The organism is Aquincola agrisoli (assembly GCF_036621135.1).
Taxonomy (GTDB): Bacteria; Pseudomonadota; Gammaproteobacteria; order Burkholderiales; family Burkholderiaceae_C; genus Aquincola; species Aquincola agrisoli.
Genome location: NZ_JAZIBG010000054.1, coordinates 72,380 through 88,174 on the forward strand (window position 1 = coordinate 72,380; position 15,795 = coordinate 88,174).

10 protein-coding genes and 1 riboswitch are annotated in these 15,795 nt (G+C 71.7%); of the genes, 7 read left to right on the top strand and 3 right to left on the bottom strand.

Going from position 1 to position 15,795, the window contains the following annotated elements; genetic code table 11:
* Positions 1 to 51: 51 nt before the first annotated feature.
* The 3 genes from V4F39_RS24495 (at position 52) to V4F39_RS24505 (ending at position 5,585) form a co-directional block, all read left to right on the top strand.
* Positions 52 to 2,286, top strand: coding sequence for an ATP-binding protein (locus V4F39_RS24495; protein WP_332292943.1), 2,235 nt, complete (start codon positions 52 to 54; stop codon positions 2,284 to 2,286).
* Positions 2,287 to 2,381: 95 nt separating this feature from the next.
* Complete coding sequence (locus tag V4F39_RS24500; protein ID WP_332292768.1) at positions 2,382 to 4,520, top strand: putative bifunctional diguanylate cyclase/phosphodiesterase; 2,139 nt, start codon at positions 2,382 to 2,384, stop codon at positions 4,518 to 4,520.
* Positions 4,521 to 4,529: 9 nt separating this feature from the next.
* Complete coding sequence (locus V4F39_RS24505; protein ID WP_332292769.1) at positions 4,530 to 5,585, top strand: homocysteine S-methyltransferase family protein; 1,056 nt, start codon at positions 4,530 to 4,532, stop codon at positions 5,583 to 5,585.
* A 27-nt stretch (positions 5,586 to 5,612) separates the two neighbouring features.
* Here the strand turns inward: V4F39_RS24505 and V4F39_RS24510 are convergent, their stop codons facing one another.
* Positions 5,613 to 6,125, bottom strand: a complete 513-nt coding sequence (locus V4F39_RS24510) for an OmpA family protein (RefSeq protein ID WP_332292770.1) — start codon at positions 6,123 to 6,125, stop codon at positions 5,613 to 5,615.
* A 74-nt stretch (positions 6,126 to 6,199) separates the two neighbouring features.
* Positions 6,200 to 6,838, bottom strand: coding sequence for a hypothetical protein (locus V4F39_RS24515; RefSeq protein WP_332292772.1), 639 nt, complete (start codon positions 6,836 to 6,838; stop codon positions 6,200 to 6,202).
* A 79-nt stretch (positions 6,839 to 6,917) separates the two neighbouring features.
* Positions 6,918 to 7,009: riboswitch (S-adenosyl-L-homocysteine riboswitch) on the top strand.
* A 62-nt stretch (positions 7,010 to 7,071) separates the two neighbouring features.
* On the opposite strand from V4F39_RS24515, the gene metH reads away from it, so the two are divergent.
* The 4 genes from metH (at position 7,072) to V4F39_RS24535 (ending at position 14,243) form a co-directional block, all read left to right on the top strand.
* On the top strand, positions 7,072 to 9,822 hold the full coding sequence (gene metH / locus V4F39_RS24520) for a methionine synthase (RefSeq protein ID WP_332292773.1): 2,751 nt from the start codon (positions 7,072 to 7,074) through the stop codon (positions 9,820 to 9,822).
* Between the two features lie 120 nt (positions 9,823 to 9,942).
* Entirely contained in the window at positions 9,943 to 10,650 is a 708-nt protein-coding gene (locus V4F39_RS24525) for an outer membrane lipoprotein (RefSeq protein ID WP_332292774.1), read from the top strand.
* Between the two features lie 213 nt (positions 10,651 to 10,863).
* Positions 10,864 to 12,717 carry a DUF1800 domain-containing protein gene (locus tag V4F39_RS24530; protein ID WP_332292775.1) on the top strand — a complete coding sequence of 618 codons (1,854 nt, stop codon included), beginning with the start codon at positions 10,864 to 10,866 and terminating at the stop codon, positions 12,715 to 12,717.
* Positions 12,717 to 14,243, top strand: coding sequence for a DUF1501 domain-containing protein (locus V4F39_RS24535; protein ID WP_332292776.1), 1,527 nt, complete (start codon positions 12,717 to 12,719; stop codon positions 14,241 to 14,243). Before V4F39_RS24530 ends, V4F39_RS24535 begins: the two co-directional genes overlap by 1 nt.
* 6 nt (positions 14,244 to 14,249) lie before the next feature.
* Here V4F39_RS24535 and V4F39_RS24540 read toward each other — a convergent pair whose 3' ends face one another.
* Complete coding sequence (locus tag V4F39_RS24540) at positions 14,250 to 15,776, bottom strand: YifB family Mg chelatase-like AAA ATPase (RefSeq protein ID WP_332292778.1); 1,527 nt, start codon at positions 15,774 to 15,776, stop codon at positions 14,250 to 14,252.
* Positions 15,777 to 15,795 lie beyond the last annotated feature (19 nt).

A 15,795-nucleotide genomic window follows, 5' to 3' on the forward strand; every position in this document is an offset into this window, starting at 1 on the left:
ACCATCGACGCTCCGCTGTACCTGTCGCCCGACCTGCGCGATGCGCCGGTCATGGACCGCATGTGTTCGCGCTTCGTGCTCGCGCTGACGATGCGCAATGCCGGGCGCTTCAACCTGCGGCGCGACTGGAACAGCCTGTTGTCGCTGGCGGGCCGCCACCTGGCATGGCCGCAGCCGGTGCTGACGCGGCTGCGGGCCTTTCTCGGCAGGCGCTGCCAGGGGAACGAGCACTGGCAGGGCCACGAGGCGCTGGGCGACGCGGCCTTCCTGCAGCGCCACGGCCATTGGCGCGGCCCGTACGAGGAAGGCACGCTCTTCTTCTACATCGACGAGTACATCAAGGACGCACCCAAGGACCTGCTCACCGTGCTCACCGCCACCGCGCAGTGGCTGGAGCGCAGCCTCAAGAAGGAGTCGACGCTCGTCGAGAAGAACATCGACGCACTGGCCGGCCTGCTGCAGCTCAACGCCGCCGAGCGCGCGCTGCTGCTGTACGGCACGCTCGCGCGCTACCAGCGCGACCTGCGGGGGCTGCTCGTCGAGTTCAAGGTGTCGAGCGCGCAGGAGGCCTACGCGGCGATCGCCGACGTGGCGGGCGTCGACGAGCGTGACGTGGCCGAGGCGCTGCGCGCAGGCTCCCGGCTCGAGCGCATCGGCATGGTCGAGAACCTGATCTCGGAGCACAACATCACGGACCTCGCCGACCTGATGAAGGTCAGCGATCAGCTGCCCCCGGTGCTGATGCGCGAGTACCCGGGCCCCAACGACCTGATGGCGGTGTTCACCCGCCCCGCCAGCACCAGCGAGCTGCAGCCGGGCGACTTCCAGTTCGTCGGCGACGACCTGGACGTGCTGACGGACCTGCTGCGCAACGCGGTGGAGCGCAAGGCGCAGGGGGTCAACGTGCTGCTCTACGGCCCGCCGGGCACCGGCAAGACCGAGCTGGCCAAGGTCGCGGCGCAGGCGGCCCGGCTGACGCTCTACGAGGTCGAGTACGCCGACCGCGACGGCAATTCGCTTTCCGGCCGCGACCGCTACCGCTCGCTGCAGATCAGCCAGGTCTTCCTCAAGACCAGTCCCAGCGTGGCGCTGCTGTTCGACGAGGTGGAGGATGTCTTCCCGCCGCTGTCGACCGACACCGCGCAGCTGATGGCGCGGCTGGACAGCGGCGATGCGCCTTCGGGCAGCGTCAGCGGCAAGGCCTGGGTCAACCAGATCCTCGAGACCAACCCGGTGCCGGTGATCTGGGTCACCAACCGCATCGAGCAGATCGATCCGGCGTTCCGGCGCCGCTTCCAATACCACCTCGAACTCAAGTCGCCGCCGCCGGGCGCGCGCGAGGCGCTGGTCGCACGGGCGCTCGCCGGCGTGCCGGTGCGCGAAGGCTTCGCATCGCGGCTGGCCGAGCGGCGGGGCCTCACGCCGGCGCAGGTGCGCACGGCCGTGCGCTTCGCCAGGCTGGCGCAGCCGCAGGACGCCGAGGGCGCGGCGATCGAGGCGTTGATCGAGCGGCAGCTCGGCAATGCCGACAAGGCCCTGGGGCACAGCGGCCAGCGCGGCGCGCGGCAGGTGGTCACGCGCTACGACCTGTCGCTGCTGAACGTGGAGAGCCGGTTCGAGCTGCCGCGTGTCGTCGAGGCGCTGGGCCGGCGCGGCCACGGCACGCTGTGCTTCCATGGCGCACCCGGCACGGGCAAGACGGCGCTGGCCGAGCACATCGCCCAGTCGCTGCAGCGGCCGCTGATGGTGCGCCAGGCCAGCGATCTCGTCAGCAAGTTCGTCGGCGAGACCGAGCAGAACATGTCGCGCATGTTCGACGAGGCCGCCGCGGAAGGCGCAGTGCTGCTGCTCGACGAGGCGGACAGCTTCCTGCGCAGCCGCCAGCGCGCCGAGCGCACCTACGAAGTGACCGAGGTCAACGAGATGCTCCAGTGCATGGAGCGCTTCGCCGGCATCTTCGTCTGCACCACCAACCTGTTCGACGAACTGGACGAGGCCGCGCTGCGGCGCTTCACGTTCAAGATCCGCTTCAACCCGCTGACGCTGGCGCAGCGCCTGCGCATGTTCGCGGCGGAAGCGCTGGCCGGCGGCGATGCGACGCCGGAGCAGCGCCAGCGCCTGGCGCAGCTCGACCAGCTGACGCCGGGTGACTTCGCCGCGGTGCAGCGGCAGGCCGACGTGCTGGGCGACGTGTTCGATCCCGACGGTTTCCTGTCGCAGCTCGAGGGCGAACACCGGGCCAAGCCGGCCGTGCGGCAGCGCCGCAGCATGGGCTTCCTGACGTAGGGGGCTTTGGGCGGCCGGCTCAAGCCGAGGTGCGCGCCGACCGATATCGCGTTCACGAAGGTGGCAAAAAGCCACCCCAAGAAAGCTGGACGTCGATGGACCTGCCCGACCTCGTGCAGCGTTACGACCCGTGGGTCGTCGCGCTGTCCTACCTCATTGCCTCGCTGGCGTCGTTCGTCGCGCTCGATCTCGCCAAGCGCGTTCGGACCGACGACCGCCTGATGGCGATGAGCTGGTGGATCGGCGGGTCCGTGGCGATGGGCTCCGGCATCTGGTCGATGCACTTCGTCGGCATGCTCGCACTGGAGCTGCCGATCGAGGTCGGGTACGGCTATCTGCTGACGACGCTGTCGTGGGTGGCGGGCGTGGGCGCCTCGGCGATCGCGCTGGGTGTCGCGACGCGCCCCAAGCTGACCCTGCCGGCCTTGGCCGGCGGCTCGCTGGCCATCGGTGGCGGCATCTGCGCGATGCACTACACCGGCATGGCCGCGCTGGACATGGCGCCCGGCATCCGGTGGGACTGGGAGCTGGTGGGCGCTTCGGCGGGCATCGCGATCGGCGCTTCCGCCGTCGCGCTGGTGATCTTGTTCTGGCTGCGGCGCCTGACGGCCCAGGCCGCCATCCTGTGGCAGATCGTCGCGGCCCTGGTGATGGGCCTGGCGATCGCCGGCATGCACTACACGGGCATGGCGGCGGCCGCGTTCCCGGCCGGCTCCGTCTGCCTCAGCACGACCGAGCTGCGCGGCGACAGCCTGGGGATGATCGTCTCCGTGGCGGCGGTGACGCTGCTGACGCTGACGCTCTTTACCTCAGTGCTCGATGCGCGGCTGCAGAGCAAGGCGCAGATGCTGGCGCAGTCGCTCCAGGCCGCCAACAACGAGCTCCACGAGCTGGCGTTCCGCGATGCGCTGACCGGGCTGCCGAACCGCCTGCTGTTCGACGACCGCGTGGCGCAGGCCGTCGAGCGGGCGGGCCGCGACGGCTCGCGGCTGGCGGTGCTGTTCGTCGACCTCGACGGCTTCAAGCCGATCAACGATTCCTTCGGCCACGGCTATGGCGACCTCGTGCTGAAGGAAGTGGCGCGGCGGCTTGCCGACCAGGCGCGCGCGAGCGACACGGTGGCGCGCGTGGGCGGCGACGAGTTCGTGCTGCTGCTGGAAGGCGTGGCCAACGAGGCGGCGATCGCGCAGATCGCGCAGCGCATCATCGATGCGCTGTCGATGCCGGTGACCGCCCAGGACCGCGACGTGAACCTCTCGTGCTCGATCGGCATCGCGGTGCACAAGAGCGGCAGCGCGCCCAACGACAAGCTGATGGCCAATGCCGACGCCGCCATGTACGCCGCGAAGCGGGCCGGCGGCGCCAGCTACGCCTTCTTCGAGCCCCACATGGACGCCGACGTGCGCGAGCAGGTCGACCTGCACCGCGACCTGCGGCTGGCGCTGGAGCGCGGCGAGCTGGAGCTGCACTACCAGCCCAAGGTTTCGGGCGACGGCAGCACCATCACCGGCGCGGAGGCGCTGGCGCGGTGGCGCCACCCGCAGCGCGGCATCGTGAGCCCGGGCGTCTTCATCCCCGTGGCCGAACGCTTCGGCCTCATCGGCGCGCTGGGCGACTGGGTCGTCAACGAGGCCTGCCGCCAGGTGCGCCAATGGCTCGACGAGGGCCTGCGCGTGCGTGTCGCGGTCAACCTGTCGGTCTTCCAGCTGCGGCAGGACGACCTGGTCGAGCGTGTGCTGAAGGCCATCGAGGTCCACCGCATCGAGCCCGCGCTGCTCACCTTCGAGATCACCGAGTCGGTGGCGATGGAGGACGCGGAGAGCACGCTGATCACCTTCGAGCGCCTCGCGGCGATCGGCGTGCAGATGTCGATCGACGACTTCGGCACCGGCTACTCCAGCCTCTCCTACCTGCGCCGGTTGCAGGCCCGGCAGCTGAAGATCGACCGCGCCTTCGTGCGCGACCTCGAGACCAGCGCCGATGCCCGGGCAGTGGTGCAGGCCGTCGTGCAGCTCGCGCACGCGCTGGGGCTCAACGTCGTCGCCGAGGGCGTCGAGACGGTGGGCCAGCGCGACGTGCTGAACGCGCTGGGCTGCGACGAACTGCAGGGCTTCCTCTTCGCCAAGCCGATGCTGCCGGCGTCGGTGGCGCTATGGGCCGCCGGCGTCAACCGCCCGACCGCCCTGGTGTTCGGAGATTCCGCCTACGTCGAGATGGATCAGCCGCCTTCCTAGAATGCCGGGATGAGCACGCCCCAGCCCTACACCCGAGCCGCCGACCTGCCGCGCCTGCTGCGCGAGCGCATCGTCATCATCGACGGCGCGATGGGCACGATGATCCAGCGCTACAAGCTGACCGAGGCGGACTTCCGCGGCGAGCGCCTGAAGGACCACCCCAAGGACCTCAAGGGCAACAACGACCTGCTGGTGCTGACCCGGCCCGACGTGATCCGCGAGATCCACGACCAGTACCTCGCCGCCGGCGCCGACCTGATCGAGACCAACACCTTCGGCGCCACCACGGTCGCGCAGGAGGACTACGACCTCGCCGGGCTCGCCTACGAGATGAACGTGGCCGCCGCGCGCATCGCCCGCGCGGCCTGCGATGCGGCCAGCACGCCCGACAAGCCCCGCTACGTGGCCGGCGCGCTCGGCCCCACGCCGCGCACCGCCAGCATCAGCCCCGATGTCAACGACCCGGCGGCGCGCAACATCAGCTTCGAGGCGCTGCGTGCGGCCTACTACGAGCAGGCCAAGGGCCTGCTCGAGGGCGGCGCCGACGTGTTCCTGGTCGAGACCATCTTCGACACGCTCAACGCCAAGGCCGCGATCTTCGCGCTCGACGAGCTGATGGAGGACACCGGCGAGCGGCTGCCGGTCATCATCTCCGGCACGGTCACCGATGCGTCGGGCCGCATCCTGTCGGGCCAGACGGTCACCGCGTTCTGGCATTCGGTGCGGCATGCCAAGCCCATCGCGGTCGGCCTGAACTGCGCGCTGGGCGCGGCGCTGATGCGGCCTTACATCGAGGAGCTGGGCAAGGCCGCGGCCGACACCTTCATCTCGTGTTATCCCAATGCCGGGCTGCCCAACCCGATGAGCGACACCGGTTTCGACGAGACGCCGGAGGTCACGGGGGGGCTGATGGAGGAGTTCGCGAAGAGCGGCTTCCTGAACATCGTCGGGGGGTGCTGCGGCACCACGCCCGACCACATCGCCGCGATCGCGCGGCGGGTGTCGGCCTACCGCCCGCGCAGCCCGCGCGATCCGCTCTTCAGCGGCCTGGTCGAAGCCCCCTGAGGGCCGGGCGCCGCCGCCGGCCGCCGCTCAGGCGTCGCCCACGGCCAGGCGCAGGCCCAGCACGGCGCCGTTGGCGGGCGACGTGCCCACGCGCGCCGCCGCCACCCCCCGGCCCGCCAGATGGCGCGCGACAGCGTCGTGCCGGCGCTTCGCCAGCGCCGCGTCCGATGCCGCCGGCACCGAGACGCTGACGACGAGCAGCTCGTTGCGGCGCAGGCTTTCGGCGACGCGGTCGAGCACCGCGGCCAGCGGCGGCTTGACGCCGGCCTGCCCGGCATCGAAGGCGAAGGCCGCGGGCACGTCGACACGCAGCGTGCCGTCGCGTGCCATGACGATCTGTACCGGCGTACCACTGAACCACTGCTGCAGCCATTGCTGCTCGGCCATCAGCGCGGCGGGCGCGGCTGCGCGGCGGTCGGCCTCGGAGCCCGGGGCACGGGACGCCTGCGGCGGGCCGCTGGCACAGCCGGCGATCATCAGCGCGGCAAGCGCTGCGCCGGCCGCACCGGTGCGGCGGCGAAACGAGGAAGAGGGGATCATTCCGGGATTGCAGCCTGGTTGGGGGCCCCCGGCCAGCCCCGGGGTGTAAGCCTTGTTGCGGACGGTAGGCCGCTTCATGCCGGCGTCATCACCAGCCGCACCGGCGAGCCCGGCAGGCCATCGAGCTCGGTGATCCGGGTGGGCAGGATGCTGGGGCTGAAGAAGTGCTCGCGCACCCGGGTGCTGCGCTCGCGTGCGAGCGACGAGACGCCGCCCGCCTCGGCCGGCGCCTCGATGCGCAATTGCACGCGGGGCTGGCGCTCGAGGCTGCTTCGCACGCGCGTCAGCACCGCGGCCAGCGGCGGCTTGACGGCGGAGGCGCCCGGGTCGAAGCAGAACTCCGCAGGGACTTCGACGAGCAGGCTGCCGTCGCCCTGGGACGCGATGACCACCGGCGTGCCTTCGAACCACTGTTGCAGCCACCGCTGTTCCACCACCAGCGGCGGCTCAGGCATCAGGGGCGGCGGGACGCTCGGCGCGGGCGGTGTCTCGGCCGACGGCGGCACCGGCATCGGCGTGGCCGCGGGGGGCGGCTCGGGCGGCGGCGGTGGGGGCGGCAGCAGCTCCGGGGGGGGGGCCGGGGGTGGGGCCTGAAGCGGCGGCGGCGCAGGCCGCGTGGGCTGGTCCAGCGGCACGCGGCTGGCGCAGCCGGCCAGCAGCGCTCCGGCCAACAGGGCCACCGTGGCCACGGTTGATCGATTCCACCAGGGCATCACGTCTTCTCCAGGTTGCAGGTTGTGTCGTCGGGCGATTGTGCAGGCGGCCGCGGACGGCCGCCGCTAAAATCGTGCCCTGCCCGAGGAGCGTTGCGATGGCCTCACCAGCCGCCAGGCTCGGGCGCCGGCTCCGCCGAAGGGGCCGTCCGGCAACCACGCTCCCCCGGCGCGGACGACGTTGCGGGTGGGCCGCAGCCGACTCGCCGCACCGGACACCACCATCGCACGCCATGTCCGAAGCCCTCTCCGCCGCCCCAGCCTTGCCTGCCGTTCCTCCGCCGCTGCGCCTGTCGGGGCTGGAGCCCGTCGCCATCGGCGCCGGCACGCTGTTCGTCAACATCGGCGAGCGCACCAACGTCACCGGCTCCAAGGCTTTCGCAAGGATGATCCTGAACGGCCAGTTCGAGCAGGCGCTGGCCGTCGCGCGCCAGCAGGTGGAAAACGGCGCGCAGGTGATCGACGTCAACATGGACGAGGCGATGCTCGACTCCAAGGCGGCGATGGTGCGCTTTCTGAACCTCATCGCCAGCGAGCCCGACATCGCGCGCGTGCCCATCATGGTCGACTCGTCGAAGTGGTCGGTGATCGAGGCCGGGCTGCAGTGCATCCAGGGCAAGGGCATCGTCAACTCGATCTCGCTGAAGGAGGGGGTGGACGAATTCAAGCGCCAGGCCACGCTGGTCAAGCGCTACGGCGCCGCGGCCGTGGTGATGGCCTTCGACGAGAAGGGCCAGGCCGACACCTACGCCCGCAAGATCGAGATCTGCGAGCGCGCCTACCGCATGCTGGTCGACGAAGTGGGCTTCCCGCCCGAGGACATCATCTTCGACCCCAACATCTTCGCGATCGCCACCGGCATCGAGGAGCACGACAACTACGCGGTCGACTTCATCAACGCCACGCGCTGGATCAAGCAGAACCTGCCGGGCGCCAAGGTGTCGGGCGGCGTCAGCAACGTGAGCTTCAGCTTCCGCGGCAACGACCCGGTGCGCGAGGCGATCCACACCGTGTTCCTGTACCACGCCATCCAGGCGGGCATGGACATGGGCATCGTCAACGCCGGCATGGTGGGCGTGTACGACGACCTGGATCCGGTGCTGCGCGAGCGCGTGGAAGACGTGGTGCTCAACCGACGGCCTGACGCCGGCGAGCGCCTGGTCGAGATCGCCGAGAGCGCCAAGGGCGCCGCCAAGGACGACAGCGCCCGCCTCGCGTGGCGCGCGCTGCCGGTGGCCGAGCGCCTGTCGCACGCGCTGGTGCACGGCATCACCGAGTTCATCACCGAGGACACCGAGGAGGTGTGGCAGCAGATCCGCGCCGACGGCGGCCGCCCGCTGCACGTGATCGAAGGGCCGCTGATGGCCGGCATGAACGTGGTGGGCGACCTGTTCGGCGCCGGCAAGATGTTCCTGCCGCAGGTGGTGAAGAGCGCGCGTGTGATGAAGCAGGCCGTGGCCCACCTGCTGCCCTACATCGAGGAAGAGAAGCGCCTGCTCGTCGAGGCCGGCGGCGATGCCAAGCCCAAGGGCAAGATCGTCATCGCCACCGTGAAGGGTGACGTGCACGACATCGGCAAGAACATCGTCACCGTCGTGCTCCAGTGCAACAACTACGAAGTGGTGAACATGGGCGTGATGGTGCCCTGCCAGGAGATCCTCGCCAAGGCGCGCGAGGAGGGCGCCGACATCATCGGCCTGTCCGGCCTCATCACGCCGAGCCTGGAGGAGATGCAGTACGTCGCGGCCGAGATGCAGCGCGACGACTGGTTCCGCGCGAAGCGGGTGCCGCTGCTGATCGGCGGCGCCACCACGAGCCGCGTGCACACCGCGGTGAAGATCGCGCCGCACTACGAAGGGCCGGTGGTCTACGTGCCCGATGCCTCGCGCAGCGTGGGCGTGTGCACCGAACTGCTGTCCGACGAGCGCGCCGCGCGCTTCATCGACGAGGTGACGGCCGACTACGCCAAGGTGCGCGAGCAGCACGCCAACAAGAAAGCGACGCCGCTCGTCACGCTGGCCGAGGCGCGCGCCAACAAGACGCCGATCGACTGGAGCTCGTTCGAGCCGGTGAAGCCCAAGGTGCTGGGCCGGCGCGTGTTCCGCAACTACGACTTGGCCGAACTGGCGCAGTGCATCGACTGGACGCCGTTCTTCCAGACCTGGGACCTGGCCGGGCGCTTCCCCGAGATCCTGCGCGACGAGGTCGTTGGCGACTCCGCCACCCGGGTGTTCAGCGACGGCAAGCGCATGCTGCAGCGGCTCATCGAAGGTCGCTGGCTGCAGTGCCATGGGGTCATCGGCCTGTACCCGGCCAACACGGTAGGTGACGACGACATCGAGATCTACGCCGGCGAATCGCGCACCGAGGTGCTGATGACCTGGCGCGGCCTGCGCATGCAGAGCGTGCGGCCAGTGGTCGACGGCGTGAAACGTCCCAACCGCTGCCTGGCCGACTTCGTCGCGCCCAAGGGCACGAAGGCCGACTACGTGGGCCTGTTCGCGGTGAGCGCGCAGGGCGTCGAGAAGAAGGAGAAGCAGTTCCTCGACGACCACGACGACTACTCGGCCATCATGCTGAAGGCGCTGGCGGACCGCTTCGCCGAGGCCTTCGCCGAGCGCCTGCACCAGCGCGTGCGCACCGACTTCTGGGGCTACGCGGCCGGCGAGGCCTTGAGCAATGAGGAGCTGATCGCCGAGAAGTACCGCGGCATCCGCCCGGCCCCGGGCTACCCGGCCTGCCCCGACCACCTGCCCAAGCGCGACATGTTCCGCGTGCTGGATGCCGGGGACGTGGGCATGGGGCTCACGGAAAGCCTCGCGATGACGCCGGCGGCGAGCGTGAGCGGCTTCTACCTGGCGCACCCCGAGGCCGTCTACTTCAACGTCGGCAAGATCGGCGACGACCAGCTGGCCGACTGGCAGGCACGCAATGCGCTGGACGAGGCGCAGGCACGGCGTGCGCTCGCGCCGCTGCTGGGGTAATGCCCCGCTTGCTTGCGGGGTGTCGTTACAGCGGGTGACGACTGATGCATTGTCCGGAACAACCAAATGCGTCCACGCGCGTTCAATGCTGTGAAACCCTGGTCATCAAGGAGTAAGAACATGCCGAACGACATCCTGCCCACCCCGGCGAACCCGGGCTCGCCGCTGCGCCGCTCGCAGGACCACCGCGTGGTGGGCCTGGTCGCGGGTGCGGTGCTGGTGGCCGCCGTGGCCGGGGGCGCGGGTTGGGCCTTGCGGGGCGGGGCCGAGCCGTCCGCGTCGGCTGACACGCCGCCGGCGGCGGTGGCCGCGTTGGCGCCGGTGCAGGGCGCGCAGGCGCAGCCGGGGCATGTGCAAGTCCCGGCGACGAAGCCCGCGCCCGTGCGGTCACAACAGGCACCAGCCGCAGACGCCCCGCCGCCGGTGGCCGCCGCAGCACCGAGCCCGCGCGAGCCGCTGCGCACGCAACGGGTCGCCATCTGCCAGCAGTGCGGCGTCATCGAGGGCGTGCGCAGCGTCGAGCGCAAGGGCGACGCCAACGGCGTCGGCGCCGTGGCCGGCGGTGTCCTGGGCGCCGTGGTGGGCAACCAGATCGGCGGCGGCAACGGCCGCAAGGCGATGACTGTGCTGGGCGCGGTGGGCGGCGGCCTGGCCGGCCACGAGGTCGAGAAGCGCGTGCGCAGCGAGACCTGGTACGAGGTGCGCGTGCGGATGGACGACGGCACCCTGCGCACCGTCACGCAGCGGACCCAGCCCACGCCCGGCGCGCGGGTGACTGTCGAGAACGGCGTGCTGCGCAGCGCCCCCGCGAGCGACCAGGGCGCCTGACCCCGGCCGCGCCGGCCGGGCGCGGACCCCTGCGCTGTTGCAGGTGCTGCGCTTGCCGGTTTGCTCGAGCGATCGGCCGCCCTTGGGCGGCACGTGCGCAGGCCGATAGATCCCTGATGAAAGCAGGCCAACGGGGCTTGCACAGGGGTCGTTGTGAACAATGGATCGGATGCGGGCGTTCGCCCGGGGCGACCCATACGCGCTGGGCGGTGGGTGCATTGGTTGGGCGTCGGCCTGCTGGCGGCGGCGATGGCCGGCTGCGGCGGTGGCGGTGGCGGAGGCGAGGATGCGGCCGCGCCTGCCGGTGGCGGCACGCTCATTCCACCCGTCGCGGGGGGCGGGACGGATGTCGGCACGGGCGGCCTGCCCGAGGCCGAACCCGGCGCCGGAAGCGGCGTCGTCACGACGCCGCCGCCGGTGGTGGAGCCCGTGGCCTCCCCGGTGCCCACGCGTGCCGAGGCTGCGCGCTTTCTCACGCAGGCCACTTTTGGTGCGACCCCGGCCGAGATCGACCGGGTGGTGGCGATGGGCTACGAAGCCTGGCTCGACGACCAGTTCAACCGCCAGGCGGTGTCGCACCGCGCATCCTGGGATGCGGCCCATGCCGCCCTGCAGGCCGTGGACGCGACCAAGGTTGCCCACCAGCGCGACGTGCTGGATTCCTTCTACCGCCAGGCGGTGACCGGCGACGCGCAGTTGCGCATGCGCGTGGCGTTCGCGCTGTCGCAGATCTTCGTCGTCTCGATGGTGAGCGACGGCGTGGGCGACAAGCCGCAGTCGGCGGCGGGTTACCTCGACATGCTGACCGCCAACGCGTTCGGCCGCTACCGCCAGCTGCTCGAGGGCGTGGCGCTGCATCCGGCGATGGGCATCTACCTCTCGCACCTGCGCAACCAGAAGGAGGACGTCGCCCGAGGCCGCGTGCCTGACGAGAACTTCGCCCGCGAGGTGATGCAGCTCTTCTCGCTCGGGCTGTACCAGCTCCATCCCGACGGCAGCCGCCGCACCGACGGCAGCGGCGCACCGCTGCTCGCCTACACCCGCGAAGACATCGAGGGCCTCGCCAAGGTGTTCACCGGCTGGAGCTGGGCGGGTGCCGACACCAGCAGCAACCGCTTCTGGGCGGCCAGCGGCGCGACCGATCCGGACCGCTACTGGAAGCCGATGCAGGGCTATCCGCAATTCCACTCCCAGTCCGAGAAGCGTTTCCTGGGCACCGTCGTGGCGGCGCAAGGCACCGCCCAGCCGGCGGCCAGCCTGAAGGCGGCGCTCGACACCTTGGCGGCCCACCCGAACGTCGGCCCCTTCATCGGCCGGCAGATGATCCAGCGGCTGGTGACCAGCCACCCCAGTCCGGCCTACGTGGCGCGCGTGGCGCAGGCGTTCAGCCAGGGCGGGGGCGACCTGAAGGCCCTGGTCCGGGCCGTGCTGCTCGATCCGGAGGCCCGGGGCGCCGAGGCGTCGCGCGACCCGGCCTTCGGCAAGCTGCGCGAGCCGGTGCTGCGGTTGACGGCCGTGCTGCGTGCCTTCGGTGCGCGCTCAGACACCGGCCTCTGGCTCGTCGGCAGCACCGACGATCCCGCGTCCTCGCTGGGCCAGACGCCGCTGCGCGCCTCGTCGGTCTTCAACTTCTACCGGCCGGGCTATGTGGCGCCGGGCGCGCAGTCGGGCGCCGCGGGGCTCACGGTGCCGGAACTTCAGATCACCCACGAATCGTCGGTGGCCGGCTATGCCAACTACATGCGCACCGGCGTGCAGTCCGGGTTCGGCATGAACGGGATCGACTGGAAGGCCGCACGCCGCGACGTGCAACTCGATTTCAGCGCCGAGGACGCGCTGGCCGACCGGCCCGAGCAGCTGATCGACCAGGTGACCACGCGGCTGCTGGGCACGCCGGCGTCCGGCGCGCTGCGCGGCGAACTGCTGACGGCCGTGCAGTCGGTGTCGCTGCCCGCGGCGCGTGCCGACGGCAGCAACGCCACGCAGGTCGCCAATGCGCGCCGCAATCGCACGCTGATCGCAGTGTTCCTCGTGCTGGTGTCCCCCGAATTCCTGGTGCAGAAGTGATGAGCAAACCCTTCGACGGCGCGCGACGCGCCTTCCTCCAACGTGCCGCCGCCCTGTCCTCCCTGGGGGCCGCCGCCACGCCGCTGGCGCTGAACCTGGCCGCGCTCGGCACCGCCAGCGCACAGTCGGCCGGCGACTACAAGGCGCTGGTGTGCATCTTCCTCAGCGGCGGCAACGACAGCTTCAACATGGTGCTGCCGACGGACACCGCCTCGTGGTCGGCCTACACCTCGGTGCGCAACCAGGCGCCCGACCCGATCGCGCTGCGCGCGCCGGGCGTGGCGGCATCGGCCAGCGCGGCCGTGGGCTCGCCGGACCGCCTCGGCGGCGTGCTGCCGATCGAGCCGGCCGACCCTCAGGGCCGCAGCTTCGCGCTGCACCCGCTGATGGGCGGCGCCCGCGACCTGTTCGCCGCCGGCCGGCTGGGCGTGCTGGCCAACGTCGGGCCGCTCGTGCGGCCGATGACCAAGGCCGACTACGGCAACCTGGCCTTCCCGCGGCCGGCGAGCCTCTTCTCGCACAACGACCAGCAGTCCACCTGGCAGACGCTGTCGCCCGAAGGCAGCACGGCCGGCTGGGGCGGGCGCATGGGCGACCTGCTGGTGTCCGGCAACGGCAACGCGACCTTCACGTCGATCTCTGCGGCCGGCAACGCGGTGTGGCTGGCGGGGCGCAGCGTGCTGCAGTACCAGGTGTCGACCAGCGGTGCGATGCGCATCGGCGGCCAGGGCGCGACCACCCTGTTCGGCTCGGCGGTGGCGATGGAGCGCATGCGCAGCGTGATGCGCACCGCGCGCAGCGCCGATCTGCTGGCGCTCGACCAGGCCGCGATCACCGGCCGGTCAATCGATGCCGAGCAGCTGGTGTCGGCATCGCTGCCGCGGGCGGACCAGGCGCCCTACGACGTGGCGGGCGCCACGGCCAGCGCCAGCCATTCGCTGCTGCAGTACGACACGGTGGGCGGCACGCGCGCGCTGAACCCGCTCGCGCAGCAGCTGCAGATCGTCGCGCGCATGATCGGCGCGCGCACGGCGCTCGGTGCGCGGCGGCAGGTGTTCTTCGTCAACCTGGGCGGCTTCGACACCCATGACGCCCAGAACCGGCTGCACGCCGACCTGATGGCGCGCCTGTCGCACGCGCTGGCGTACTTCGACGGCGTGCTCGGCGCGATGGGCCTGCGCGAGAGCGTGACGGCCTTCACCGCGTCGGATTTCGGCCGCACCTTCACCAGCAACGGCGACGGCACCGACCACGGCTGGGGCGCCCACCACCTGGTGATGGGCGGCGCGGTGCGTGGGCGCAACGTCTACGGCAGCTTCCCGCAGTTCGGCCTGCCGGACGGCAAGGGCGGCTTCACGAGTCCGGACCAGCTCGCCAACGGCGCGCTGCTGCCCCAGGTGTCGGTCGAGCAGCTCGGCGCGACGCTGGGGCGCTGGTTCGGCCTGTCCGACGGCCAGCTGCTCGACGTCTTCCCGAACCTCGCCCACTTCGACGCCTCGCGGCGCAACCTGGGCTTCCTGGGCTGAGCGGCCTCAGCGCACCAGCGGCGTGGTGCGGTATTGCAGCGCCTCGGCCACGTGCGGCACGCCGATCGCCGCCGCGCCCTCCATGTCGGCCAGCGTGCGCGCCACCCGCAGCGTGCGGTGCAGCCCGCGCCCGGACCAGCCCAGGCGCTCGGCCGCGCGCTGCAGCAGCGTGCCGGCCGCGGCATCGGGCACGCAGTGCAGCGGCACGTCGGCGGCCTCCAGCTCGGCATTGACGCGCCCTTGCCGCGCCTGCTGCCGTGCGCGCGCCGCGGCCACCCGCGCCGCCACGTCGCGGCTCGATTCGCCGGGCGGCGCCTGCATCAGCTCGGCGGGCGGCACGTTCGGCACGTCCACCTGCAGGTCGATGCGGTCGAGCAGCGGCCCCGACAACCGCCCCTGGTAACGCAGCACCATGTCGGGCGTGCAGCGGCAGCTGCGTCCGGCGGCGGGCGGTGAGCCCAGGTAGCCGCAGGGGCAGGGGTTCATCGCGGCGACGAGCTGGAAGCGCGCCGGGTAGGTCGCCTGCCGCGCGGCGCGGGACAGCGTCACCCGCCCGGTCTCCAGCGGCTCGCGCAGCGCCTCCAGTGCGCTGCGCGGGAATTCAGGCAGTTCGTCGAGGAAGAGCACGCCCCCGTGCGCGAGCGAGATCTCGCCCGGCCGGGGCGGCGATCCGCCGCCCACCAGCGCGGCGGCACTGGCGGAGTGGTGCGGGGCGCGCACCGGCCGGACGCGCCACTGCGCGAGGTCGAAGCCCTTGCTCGCGAGGCTGGCGATGGCCGCGCTGGCCAGCGCCTCGTCCTCTCCCATCGGCGGCAGCAGGCCGGGCAGGCGCTGCGCCAGCATCGACTTGCCGGTGCCGGGCGCGCCGACCATCAACAGGCTGTGGCCTCCGGCCGCGGCGATCTCGAGCACCCGCTTGACGGCAGCCTGGCCGCGCACGTCGCGCAGGTCGGGGCCGTCCGCGCTGGCCAGGAGGACGGGCGGTGCCGTGCGCGGCAAGGGCTCGGCACCGTCGCCCGGCTGCAGCGCGGCGACCACGTCGAGCAGGTGGCGGGCGCCGCAGACCACCACGTCGTCGACCAACGCGGCCTGCGCGGCGCTTTCGGCCGGCAACACGAGGCTGCGGCCGCTGCCCGCGCGCCGCACGGCAAAGGCCAGCGCCAGCGCGCCACGGATCGGGCGCAGCTCACCGGCCAGCGACAGCTCTCCGGCGAACTCGTGGCGTTCCAGCCGGCCGGCGTCGATCTGCTCGTTGGCGGCGAGGATGCCGAGCGCGATCGGCAGGTCGAACCGGCCCGACTCCTTCGGCAGGTCGGCGGGCGCAAGGTTGACGGTGATGCGCTTGTTGTGCGGGAACCCCAGCCCGCTGTGCGCCAGCGCCGCGCGCACCCGCTCGCGCGCTTCCTTCACTTCCGTGTCGGCCAGCCCGACCAGCGTGAAGCTGGGCAGTCCGTTGGCCAGGTGCACTTCCACGCGCACGGCCGGGGCGTCGAGCCCGTCGAGCGCGCGGCTCGCAATCACCGCCAGCGTCATGACGGTTCTCCTTCAAGGA